Here is a 12,471-nt window from a genome sequence, read left to right as displayed (position 1 = left end):
TTTCGATCGCATGGCGGTCAATTGGCAGCTCAGGTTTCACACCCATTGGTTCATTCCAAACCATCAATCTAATTGTTGACAAAAGCGTGTATTTCAAGGTTTAAGATGACGAAAATTGAAAAATCGCCAGTATTCAATATTACGGTAATAAACGATAAAATTTTAAAGCAGGATTGTTGCCATGAAGATGTGGAGAGAGCCTCTTGATTTGGGGGAGAAATTGCTGCCACCGGCAGAGATCCATATTATCGAAAGCCGATGCAAAGGGTGTGGTCTTTGTGTGGAATTTTGCCCGCGCGGTGTTTTAAAAATGTCCGATAAGTTTAACCAAAAGGGATATCATCCGCCTGTTGTAGAGGAACCTGCCGCCTGCGTGGGATGCCATTTCTGTGAAGAAGTTTGTCCGGAGTTTGCCATTTTTTGTGATCATTCGTATGATCATTTGAACGACAAATAAAACCGGCAAGGCAAATCTGCTTTAGGCGCTTTACCACCCTGAAAGGAGGTTAACAGATTGACATGTCAGCGAGTTTTGACCGGAGAGCATTTTATCAACGGCGACGAAGCATGTACTGAAGGTGCTCTGGCTGCCGGATGCAATTTTTTTGCGGGATATCCCATTACTCCGGCCACAGAGGTGGCGGAAGCAATGTCCAGACGGCTCCCGAAGCTGGACGGCACCTATGTTCAGATGGAAGACGAAATAGCATCCATTGCGGCGGTACTCGGCGCGGCCTGGGGCGGGGCAAAATCCATGACTTCCACTTCGGGCCCGGGTTTCAGTCTGATGATGGAAAACATCGGCCTGGGTGTCATCACCGAAACACCTTGCGTGGTAGTCAACATTCAAAGGGGTGGGCCATCCACCGGTCTTCCGACCACCTGCGGCCAAGGGGACATCATGCAGGCCAGATGGGGTTCCCACGGACATTATGAAATCATAGCGATAAGTCCGAGTTCCCCCCAGGAAATGTTTGATTTCACCATCAGGGCCTTTAACCTTGCCGAGACTTTTCGTATTCCGGTTCTGATTATGGCCGATGAAGTGGTGGGCCACACCTTGGAACGCGTCACTATTCCACCTGCAGAAAAAATTAAAGTGGTAAACCGTAAAAAGCCTTCAAAACCACCAGAAAAATATCTTCCGTATAAAACCGACAGTTCCCTGATTCCTGTGTTGCCGGATGCGGGGGATGGATACAAGATTCACATTACCGGCCTTACCCATGATGAAAGGGGATATCCTGTACCGGATGCCCAGACTCAGGAAGTTTTAATCACGCGCCTGATCAACAAAATTCGCAACAATCGAGATGCAATCATAGATTATGAGGAGCATTTCTTGGATGGAGCAAAAATTATTATCGTCACTTACGGATCTTCCGTCAGGCCCGCGCTAAAGGCCATGCGCGATTTGCGCGATGATGGCCTCAAAGTCGGTTTGCTTAAGCTTAACACCATCTGGCCGTTTGCCGAAGATTTGATCAGGAAGTTGGCAAAAAAGGCAAAAGCCTTTGTGGTGCCGGAAGTAAATTTCGGTCAGATCGCCCTTGAAGTGGAACGATGCGCATCCGGACAGGCCCTGACAAAATTAATTCATCATGCCGGAGGGGGTATCCATACGCCACAGCAAATCACGAATGCGGTACAAAAGATCCTGCCTGAAATCGGAACTAAAAGGAAGAGGAAATGAAACCAAAAGCAAGCAAAAAAACGGCCAGGCGCTCACCTGCTAAACATCCAAAGGACGAACTCCTGAGGAAAGACCGCATCCCCCATATATGGTGTCCGGGGTGTGGCATCGGAAGTGCTTTTTCATCCTGTATCACGGCTTTAAAGAAAACAGGAATCAATTACGACCGACTTGCCGTTGTTTCCGGAATCGGATGCACCGGAAGGGTTGCGGGATACCTTAACCTCGATTCTTTTCATACCACCCATGGTCGGGCCATCCCGTTTGCAACCGGACTTAAACTGGCAAAACCTGAAATGAATGTGTTTGTTTTTTCCGGCGAAGGAGACCTTTTCTCCATAGGTGGCAATCACTTTTTGCATGCAGCCAGAAAAAATATCAACATTTCGGTTATCTGCGTAAACAACATGAACTATGGGATGACAGGGGGGCAGGTCTCAGCCAATACTCCGACAGGCGCCAGAACATCCACCACTCCGTATGGAAATTCCGAAGTTCCTTTAAATCTTCCCTCTCTGGCAGCAGCATGTGGTGCTGTTTATGTGGCACGCTGGCTTTCCCTGGACGTCAGGCGGCTGGCGGAATCAATTCTGGAAGCCCTGTTAAAGCCTGGTTTTTCCTTTGTAGAAGTACTTGCCCCATGCCCGACGGCGTTTGGACGGCGTAATCGCCTTGGAAGTGCTCTGGATATGATCAAGCTTTACCAGAAAAACAGTGTGATCAAAAACGAAGTCCATCCCGACGAAACAGTGATTGAGGAGGGGAAGAAAATGGTCCTGGGAAAATTCATCGACACAGAACGCCCCACTTTTCTGGAAAGGCTTGCTAAAACATCAGAACTAAAAAGTACTGCCTGGCCGAAAAAAGAGATGGCTGCACAACGATAGGAGGCATTATGGCCGCTAAAAGTCAATACCAAGAAATCATTATTACCGGATTCGGTGGCCAGGGGATTATTCTTTCAGGGAACATCCTGGGAAAAGCGGCGACCCTTTTCGAGAAAAAAAATGCAACCCTCATACAGTCCTATGGACCTGAGGCTCGCGGTGGTGCCTGTGCCGCACAGGTAGTTGTTTCTACTGAAGCTATTGAGTATCCTTATATAGAAAAACCCCACATTATCATCTGCATGTCCCAGGAGGGTTTCGATATATACGCCCCAAGACTGGTTGAAGGGGGAAAACTTTTTACAGATTCCGGCCTGGTAAAAATCGATCCCGATAGGGTTCCAAAAGATGTTAAAACCCATTCCATACCTGCCACGGAATTTGCCGAGGAGATGGGTGTAAAGATGATGGCAAACATCATTATGCTGAGCTTTGCAATTTCCGCTACCGACCTGGTCTCTTACGATTCACTCAGGCAGACCATCGAAATTTCAGTGCCAAAGGGAACTGAAAAGAAAAACCTGGCCGGAATGGAAAAAGGATTTCAATACGGTCTTGATTTGAAAGAAGAGGGGAAGTAAATCGGCATGACCTCCTCAACCGGCATACTTATCATCGGAGCAGACCTTCAGGGGTTGCAGGCCGCCTTAACTTTAGCCCACCTTGGAAGAAATGTGACTCTGATCGATAAAAACATAGAAATGGCTTCACCGCCGGGAAACTGGACAGATAGGGGAAAGCGCTGGAGCCAATACCTTTACACCCAGGTTCTTTATCATCCCCTTATAGAATTATTCACCCAAACTGAAGTCACCCAGGTTAAAAAAACCGTGAACGAGGTCCAACTGGAACTGACTCAAAGACCCATGTGGGTTTCCCCCGACCTGTGCGTGGATTGTCGAAATTGCCTGGTATCATGCCCTGTCGAATTTCCAGATGGCCGCAAACCTTTATTCGAGCTGTCATGTCCTTCAACGATGACCATTGACAAGCGTCAGCCTGCTCCATGCAGAACGGCCTGCCCCCTAGGCATGAATCCGCAGGGTTATATTGCCCTGATTGCACAGGGTAGATTCGAAGAAGCGTATGAACTTATCTATGACGCAAACCCCCTTCCGGGAATATGCGGCCGGGTGTGTCACCATCCGTGTGAAGCGGTGTGCCGTCGTCAGGAAGTCGACGAACCTGTGGCCATCTGTACGTTAAAGCGTTTTGCCGCAGACCAGGCTGGAAAGAAGGGAAAAAAGCCGGACACAGGCGATACTTCTTTTCCTGCTGGACCACGAGTTGCGGTTATAGGTTCAGGGCCTGCAGGTCTGACAGCAGCGTACGATCTTGCAAAGGCAGGGTTTCGCCCGACCCTTATCGAGGCTGAAGAAAAGCCGGGAGGCCTTTTGTGGCAAGGAATTGCGCCATATCGACTTCCCAGAAACATTATTGAAACAGAGATCGCGCAGATATTGGCTGCAGGCGTTGACCTGAGGCTTAACTCTCCGGTGAATTCTTATCAGGATATTAAAAAATTGAAGGCCGAAGGCTTTCGCGCCGTTCTCTTGGCCACAGGTGCTTCCAAAGATCTCAGGATGAACATAAAGGGTGAGGATCTTAAAGGAATTTACGGCTGTGTTTCCTTCTTAAAGGACCTGTGGAAAAGAAAAACTTTAAAGCCCCCTGGCAGGGTCACAGTGGTAGGTGGAGGAAATGCAGCTGTTGAAGCAGCCCGTGCAAGTGTGCGGCTTGGGGCGCAATCTGTGACCATTATTTATCGTCGCACCAGAAAAGAGATGCCTGCCGATCCCCATGAAATTGAGCAGGCGATTGAAGAGGGAGTAAAACTAAAACCGCTAACCGTTCCGGTCGAATTTGTAGGAAAAGGCGATGGACTGGCACAAGTCAAGTGCATCAAGATGAAACTTGGGGATAAGGATGCTTCGGGGCGGCCAAGGCCGATTCCTGTGGATGGATCCGACTTTCTCATAAGCGCAGACACAGCCATTATAAGCATTGGTCAGAAGGCGGATATTCCTTATGGTGTTGGAGGCAATCTAAAACTAAACCAAAGGGGTACGATTAAAGTTGAGGCCGGAGGCCAGACCAATATTTTCGGAGTCTTTGCTTCAGGGGATGTGGTCTCAGGCCCCTCCACTGTTGTGGAAGCCATGGCATCCGGGCGAAAGGCGGCAAGCACAATTATTTATGCTCTTAAACCCGATTCGGTCCCTAACAAAAAAGACGACCCTGTAATTTCCAGCGAGGAATATGAACCGATCTTAAAAGACACACCGATTAAAACGCGCACGGTTCCTTTTCATCGGAAAATATCGCAGCGGATAAAAGATAAAAGTGAGGTTATTCGCTCCTTGACAGCGAAAGATGCAATTGATGAAGCCTCCAGATGCCTTCAATGCGGAGTTTGCAGCGAGTGCCTCAGATGCGAGACTGCCTGTGATCTGAATGCGATCAGCCATGAAAGGACAGCAACCCGAAGGAAATTGCATTTTAGCAAAGTCATCTTTTCCCGCCAAGGGCAGATACCGTCCAAACTCAATTCTTCAGCAATGATCTCCATTGAACGTTTTGGAAAGAAAGACTCCTGGGCAAAAGCAATTGTGGCAGGGCGTGCTGCCGCAGTCAAAGCCTTGGCTGGAACCACTGCTGTTGCAGTAGAGCCAACTTCCCACCAATACCTTGGTGACGGAGAGCCAAAGATTGGAATTTTTATCTGTTCGTGCAACGGAACCCTGAACCAAAATAATCGGCTGGATGAGATGATACCCCCGCTTATCGATATTTCCGGTGTTGGTCATGTAGAGGTTCTTGTTTCCGCCTGCCATCCGGAAAAAGGGCGCAGAATCGAACAGGTTATTTCTGAAAATAAATTAAACGGCGCCTTGATCGCTTCATGCACCTGCTGTCATTTCGCTTTTGCCTGTGAATCATGCAACGTCCAGCGTATCAGATTAAAACATCGTCTTTTTACAGAAGCAAAATACAACCCGAAAGATATTGCCCTGATCAACATCAAGGAAACCTGCCTGCTTCCTTTTAAAGAAGACGATAAAACCGCTATCGATCGGTCTCTGCGGATGATTCGATCCGGGCTATGGCAATTAAAAGATTCTAAAAAGCGGTTGGAGGAAAAAGAAGCGCCCTGCCCCCAGGCCATAATCCTGGGTGCGACCGAAGCCGGAATTTCCGCAGCCAGAGGATTAAAAGAACAATTTGCTTCAGTGGTCGTGGTGGATCACCTGAAGGTGGGAAATAGAATTGTACAGGAACTGTCAAATTCCGCTATAGAGTTGATCCGTCCGGTCAAGCCGGTTAGACTCGATGGCCGACGGGGCAAATTCACCCTTATTCTGGAAAAGGGAAATTCTTTGTTATCCACCAAAGAGAAAAAAAGCCCGAAACTTACTTTCCGGAAGAGGGGCAAGCGATTGCAAAATTTGGACATTAAAATCTTAGATGAAAATCCCAGATATAAGAAACTTCAAGCGGGTATCATTATTGTTGGACGAAAAGAATTCACCCACATACCCCATCAAAGGGATTCCTTTGCCACAGGACTTCATTCCGTCGGTGACCGTGCCTTTGGCAGTCTTGAAACCGACATCCCCGGCGTTTATCTGGCTTCATGGTCACAGGTGAAGAAAGCTTCCGGGACGGCATCAGGAATGTCAGCTGCCGGCGAAGCACTGGAAAAGGCTTCCAACCGGTCCGATGCATTTGACAGCCCTGTTGACTGTTTTGTGGCACATGCAGATCCTGAATTGTGCCGGGGATGTGGCAAGTGTGCAGATATCTGTCCCGAAGGGGCCATCACCCTGGAACAGACAACCCGTGGGACTGGTTCGTCATGGATCGAACCGGGGCTTTGTACAGGCTGTGGAAACTGTATCCCGGAATGTCCCACCGGTGCCATAAGTTTACCCGAATCTGAACAATGGTATTTTGAAAAGGTGATCAATGCCTTATTGGAATAATAAAAAACCGATTTTGGCTTTTTTCTGCAGCTGGGCACCGTATCGGTGCTACATGGATCTTTGCAAATCCGAATCCTCTTTTTATCCATTGATTTATCCCGTAAAGGTGATGTGTTCAGGACGTGTGGACCCTGCCATGGTCCTCTTTGCTTTTGAGAAAGGTGCGGAAGGGGTGATGGTTTTAGGTTGCAGGAATAATGAATGCCGGTATGGTCCCGGACCGGAACAATCCAGGAAAACAGCAGCACCGATAAAGGCACTCATACAGATTCTGGGGCTGGAACCCAAACGGTTCAGATCTGTTAAACTCTCCTTTAATGAAAAAAGCAGGCTGCTGGAAGAAATCGACTCCTTTGCCGAACAAGTCTATAAACTGAAAAAATCGCCATTCGTGGCGTAGCATATTGAGGAAATCCATTGGATCAGGACTATACTCTAGCCAAACTTATTGAGAAGTATCAGATTTTCCACTGCGTTGAATGCGGAAAATGTACCGGAGCCTGCCCACTGGCTCAGGTAGACAGGGATTTTTCTCCTCGACTGGTCGCCAAATACGCCATTGAAGAAGGTCTTGGCAGTGACTATGTCAAAGAGAAAGTCTGGACATGTCTTACCTGCGGGCTTTGTAATGACCGATGTCCCATTGGTATCTCTTTTACCGAATTTATTCGGTCTGTACGCTCCCTCTTCATCACAGAAGAATTCAACGGGCATCTCAGTCATGGCGGGGCTTTACAAGGATTGATGCGCATGCAAACAGCACCCGACCTGAGCCAGAATCGCCTGGACTGGGTCAACGACGAACATAGAATTAGCTCCCACGGAGAAATACTCTACTTTATCGGCTGCCTCACCTATTTCGAGACCTTCTTTTCCACCATGAACCTGAAACTGAAACAGATTGCCGCTGATACCGTTAAAATACTCAACTCTGTGAGTGTTACGCCTGTTGTTTTACCTGATGAGCGCTGTTGCGGACACGATTTGATCTGGACCGGCGATGAAAAATCGTTTCATAAACTGCGCCGCCTTAATATCGAATCTTTTAAAAAAGCCGGTGTTAAAACAATTATCACCTCCTGCGCGGAGTGCTGTTATACATTGAAAAATCTTTACCCACAATCGGCCGAGCCGTTTCCCTTTGAGGTGATGCATATAAGCGAATATCTGCAAAAAATCGGTTTTTCGGCAAAAAAAGAACTAAATAAAATTGCGACTTATCAGGATCCCTGTCGACTGGGACGTTTTATGGAAATCTATGATGCACCCAGACAGCTTCTGGAATCGGTGATGGAACTCCGAGAAATGCCCCATTTTCGTGCCGGTTCATGGTGTTGTGGTAATTCTGCATGGCTTCACTGTGATCGTTACAGCAAACAGTTGCAGGTTGAACGTCTTATGGAGGCCAAGGGAACAAAGAGCGATTTAATCGTTACCGCATGCCCCAAATGCCAGGTACATTTAACCTGTGCCATGAATGATGTCAACCTGATACAGGATCTTTCCATGAAAATCAGGGATATTTCTTCTATACTGGCTGAATCGATAGAATGAATTAATTGATGGCCTTTGCATCAATTGGAATCATACAGATCTATATATAAAACGTAAAATTCAAATACCATATCAAGGTCAATGGGTTGTTGTCAGTTGTCCGTTGTAAGGACACATCAAAAGGCGCTTTTATAGACATGCCGCTGAACACAAACCACTGACTATCAACAAACGAAGGAGGTTAGTCAATGACCGTTGCACAGGCTGCTTTAAGTATCCCTGAAGAAGAGATACGGACAGGCGTTTATATTTGCCAGTGTGGTTTAAACATTGCCGATGCCGTGGATTGTCAGGCTGTGGCTGAATGGGCAAAGGACCTTGAGGGTGTGACTGTCTCACGGGACTATTCTTATATGTGTTCCGACCCTGGCCAGCAGTTGGTCAAACAGGATATAACTGAATACGGCTTAAACCGTATTGTGGTTGCTTCCTGTTCACCAAGGCTTCACGAACCCACCTTTAGGCAGATGTGCGCCGAAGCCGGACTCAACCCATATCTTTTTGAGATGGCCAATATACGTGAACAATGTTCCTGGGTCCATACTCACCAGAAAGAAAGTGCCACTGAAAAGGCCAAGGATCTGGTGAAGATGGCTGTTTCCAGGGCGAGATTGCTTAAACCCCTTGAGGAACAGGAAGTGCCGGTAACCCAACAGAGTCTTGTTATCGGCGGAGGCGTTGCAGGAATTCAGGCTGCCTTAGACCTTGCGGACAACGGTTTTAAGGTCTACATGGTTGAAAAAAAGCCGTCCATCGGCGGGGTCATGGCACAGCTTGATAAGACCTATCCAACCATGGACTGTTCTATCTGAATTCTCGGTCCTAAGATGACGGATGTCGGTCGACATCCAAACATTGAGATGATTACTTTTAGCGAAATAAAAGATATCAAAGGGTATGTGGGCAATTTTGATGTCACGGTGACCAAAAAGGCCCGTTATGTAAACGAAAAAGAATGTACCGCCTGTGGAGATTGTGCCACCGTCTGCCCGGTACTTGTCCCGGATGAGTTTGAAATGGGCCTGGCTTCCCGCAGGGCGATCTTTATCCCCTTTCCGCAGGCTGTTCCCTCCTCCTATGTTTTGAATTCTCAAGATTGCCTGGGCCAGGATCCGTTGATCTGCGGCAAATGTAAAGAAGTCTGTGAGAAAGGGTGCATCGATTACGATGCGCAGGATGAGGAGCTTTCCTTCAAGGTAGGAACCATTGTAGTGGCCACAGGGATGGTGCCATATGACCCGACCCCTTTGAATGAATACGGATATACCCGTTTTGCCAACATGTTAACCACCATGGAATTCGAACGGTTGATTAATGCCGGGGGGCCGACCAAGGGGGAAGTGGTTCGACTGAGCGATCTGAAAGTCCCCAAGTCGGTGGCCTTTATTCAGTGTGTGGGATCCAGATCACCCGGAAACAAGGAGGCAAATCCTTATTGCAGTAATATCTGCTGTATGAACACCATAAAGGATACCCTAATGCTCAAAGAGCATTATCCTGATATGGAAGTAAAAGTGTTCTATATTGATATCAGGGCGTTCGGCAAGGGTTTTGAAGATCTTTTTCAACGCTCCAAAGGCAAGGGAGTAAAGTATATCAGAGGGCTTCCCGGAGATGTACAGGAAGATCCCCGGTCACAGGATTTGATTCTCTTCGCAGAAAACACGTCCACTGATCTGCTGGAAAGGCATCGCAGCGAACTGGTGGTTCTCTCCCAGGGGCTTGTTCCATCAAAAGATATGAACAAAATCCAGGAAATGCTTGCCCTGCAAAAAACCTCGGATGGTTTTTATCTCGAGGCACATCCCAAACTTCAGCCGGTGGATTCCGCTTCATGCGGAATATTTTTCGCCGGTACGGCCGAGTCCCCCAAGGACATTAAAGATGCGGTGACCCAGGCCTCCGCTGCTGCTGCAAGGGCTGCACGTATCATGTCTCCGGGTAAGATTACCGTTGAAGCCATTACCAGTCGCGTGGATGAGGAAAAATGTACATCATGTGGAGTATGTGCCAGGGTTTGTCCTTATCATGCCATTACGGTTGACAAAAAGAACAAAAGGCCTGCCGTAGTCATAAAGGCGGCATGCGCCGGATGTGGCACCTGTGCGGCTGAATGCCCTTTTGATGCGATTGAAATGAACCATTTTACCGATAGCCAGATTCTGTCCCAGGTTGATGCAATTTTAGACCAAGAGCCGCTGGAAAAAGTGGTCTGCTTTGCCTGTAACTGGTGTTCATATGCCGGAGCCGATTCTGCAGGAATCGCCCGTCTGAATTATCCGCCAAACATACGCCTTATCCGAACCATGTGTTCCGGCAGGGTGGACGAAAAGTTTATCTGGAAAGCCTTTAAGGCAGGGGCACCGGTTGTCCTGCTCTCAGGCTGTCATTTTGGCGACTGTCATTATATTGATGCGAATCACTGGACCAAAAAAAGGGTTGAAAAAATCTGGAAAAAAATGGAAAAATGGGGTTTACGAAAAGAGAGGCTTCAACTCGAATGGATCAGTGCGGCTGAAGGCGTTCGTTTTTCTCAAATAATGACAAAGATGGAAGAACTTCGCAAGACGGTGACCAAAAAGGAAATTGCAGCAACAAAAAAGAAAATCGCCGATAATCTTAAGAAGAAAAAAAGAAAAAAAGAATAATGAAAGAGCGCCTATTAAAAGACTCCTTTCTGGGGATAAAAATAGTCCCTTTGAGCAGAGGGGAGGCGCTCTGTTTTGTCAGTACCTATGACCGACCTTTTCTTCTCAGCAAAGTAGCCGGTATATTCACCATCCACGATTGCCACATCCTGGAAGCCGATATCAAAATCCGCGATGGAGTTGCCACCGACCTTTACAAAATTCGCTTCCCCCGTAAATACGAACCTTCTCTACTGGAAAACATGCTCTTTGTTTCACTTCAAAACGTATTAAAAGGAGATACCAATATAGAAAAAGAAATTTTCCTGTGGGAAAAAAAGCACGAAGTCATACAAGATCAAATTACTCCAAGGTTTGAAGGCATCAGTGAAAACCGGTCTGCTCTGATCGTAAACACATCAAACAAAAAGGGGCTTCTTCATAAAATATCGTGGGCGCTCTCACTTGCCGGAATGAACATTGAAAGGGCGATTATTTCCGCCACTGAAGACATGAAGGCGGAAAATGTCTTCTGGATTGACCAGCGTTATGGAGATAAAATCACACCAGAGTATCGGAAAAAAGTGCTCGACCTCCTGCAGATTGTGGTCAACGAAGGAAAGGACCCTTTAGAGCAGGTATTCAGAAAAGAGATCAACATGATCTATCGACAACAGCTAAGGCGGCGCGGGAGCGGATTCCACACCGCACAGCTTTATGCGGATGTCCATCTCAGGCTGATCAAAGGCCTTTTTGACCGTATTAAACTTGAACTCGATATCTCCGATCAGCCTGTCCTCATTGGAGTATATGGAGGCATCGGTAGCGGCGCGATAGGATTTACCAGCGATATTGACTGTATCTTTCTTTTCGATGGTGAAAAGAAAGACGAGTATGATAAACTGAAAAGAATCTTGAAAAATGAATTTGAGCGAATATGTGGTCTGGAGGTAGATGAATCTTTCCTTGCGTATCATATCAATTACTTCTATCTGGGAAACTATGATGGGGGAAGTATTATTTCTTTTGATGATTTTTTTAATTACATCAACTACATCGATACTTTGCGAAATCAGACAGGAAACAGATTGTTTGAACCTCAGTTTTTCCATTATCCGTGGGCCTTCTCCATCCGATTCATCGGAAACCCGGAAGTGCGGGAGCAATTTGAACGCCGGATTAAAAAACTCCCCAGTAAAAGGAATAAAGAATACAGTAGCATCAAGGCCTATATACTGGGAGAAAAAGGAAGTGAAATTAAAAAAGATTATATATCTTATCTGCGGGGAAAGTACTTTCCAGCGGAATTGGAATTTTTCAATACCGAAAGCCTCAGAAAATTATATCTGACAGGGTCTTTTGCAGAATTTATAGAAGCGGTAACCCCTTACGAAAGTGTGAAATATATTTTCCGCAGGGGGGTTTTTCCCCTGCTCCACATAATTCAGGACAACGGGCATCGGACAGATATCGGTTTGCTGGGAAAAGAATACCGCCCTATTCTCCCTGCAATAGATTTTATGCTCAAAGCGTTTAACGTGCGAAAGACGCTGTTCATTATGGGCAGGTGGGATCTGAGCTACTTTCTCTACATCATGGATTCTAAAAGCGAGGAAAAGTTTTGTGAAAGCTATTTAAAGTATCAAAATGAGATTATAATTTTTGTAAATAAACTGATACAGTAAATCCAATCCACCATTTTCATGCAAGATTCAAATATTAAATTT

Annotated in this window: 9 protein-coding genes; all 9 read left to right on the top strand. The window is 46.7% G+C overall.

Features of this window, described 5'->3' with window-relative positions; genetic code table 11:
- Positions 1-181 precede the first annotated feature (181 nt).
- Entirely contained in the window at positions 182-457 is a 276-nt protein-coding gene (locus SWH54_12370) for a 4Fe-4S binding protein (GenBank protein ID MDY6792053.1), read from the top strand.
- 57 nt (positions 458-514) lie between these two features.
- Positions 515-1,693, top strand: a complete 1,179-nt coding sequence (locus tag SWH54_12365) for a 2-oxoacid:acceptor oxidoreductase subunit alpha (protein ID MDY6792052.1) — start codon at positions 515-517, stop codon at positions 1,691-1,693.
- Positions 1,690-2,580, top strand: coding sequence for a 2-oxoacid:ferredoxin oxidoreductase subunit beta (locus SWH54_12360; protein ID MDY6792051.1), 891 nt, complete (start codon positions 1,690-1,692; stop codon positions 2,578-2,580). The genes SWH54_12365 and SWH54_12360 overlap by 4 nt, the downstream gene beginning before the upstream one ends.
- Before the next feature lie 8 nt (positions 2,581-2,588).
- Entirely contained in the window at positions 2,589-3,161 is a 573-nt protein-coding gene (locus SWH54_12355) for a 2-oxoacid:acceptor oxidoreductase family protein (GenBank protein MDY6792050.1), read from the top strand.
- 6 nt (positions 3,162-3,167) lie between these two features.
- Positions 3,168-6,563, top strand: coding sequence for an FAD-dependent oxidoreductase (locus tag SWH54_12350; protein MDY6792049.1), 3,396 nt, complete (start codon positions 3,168-3,170; stop codon positions 6,561-6,563).
- Positions 6,547-6,963, top strand: a complete 417-nt coding sequence (locus SWH54_12345; protein MDY6792048.1) for a hydrogenase iron-sulfur subunit — start codon at positions 6,547-6,549, stop codon at positions 6,961-6,963. Before SWH54_12350 ends, SWH54_12345 begins: the two co-directional genes overlap by 17 nt.
- A gap of 17 nt (positions 6,964-6,980) precedes the next feature.
- Positions 6,981-8,117 (top strand): (Fe-S)-binding protein, encoded by a 1,137-nt coding sequence (locus tag SWH54_12340; GenBank protein MDY6792047.1) that lies wholly within the window; start codon positions 6,981-6,983, stop codon positions 8,115-8,117.
- A 188-nt stretch (positions 8,118-8,305) separates the two neighbouring features.
- Entirely contained in the window at positions 8,306-10,765 is a 2,460-nt protein-coding gene (gene hdrA2, locus SWH54_12335; GenBank protein MDY6792046.1) for a CoB-CoM heterodisulfide reductase HdrA2, read from the top strand.
- A complete protein-coding gene (locus SWH54_12330) occupies positions 10,765-12,429 on the top strand; it encodes a hypothetical protein (protein ID MDY6792045.1) in 1,665 nt (554 codons plus the stop codon). The genes hdrA2 and SWH54_12330 overlap by 1 nt, the downstream gene beginning before the upstream one ends.
- Positions 12,430-12,471 lie beyond the last annotated feature (42 nt).

The sequence above is a fragment of the Thermodesulfobacteriota bacterium genome, from assembly GCA_034189135.1.
GTDB lineage: Bacteria > Desulfobacterota > Desulfobacteria > Desulfobacterales > JAUWMJ01 > JAUWMJ01.
Note: the sequence above shows the minus strand (reverse complement) of the source record. Positions and strands in the feature narration are given on the sequence as shown.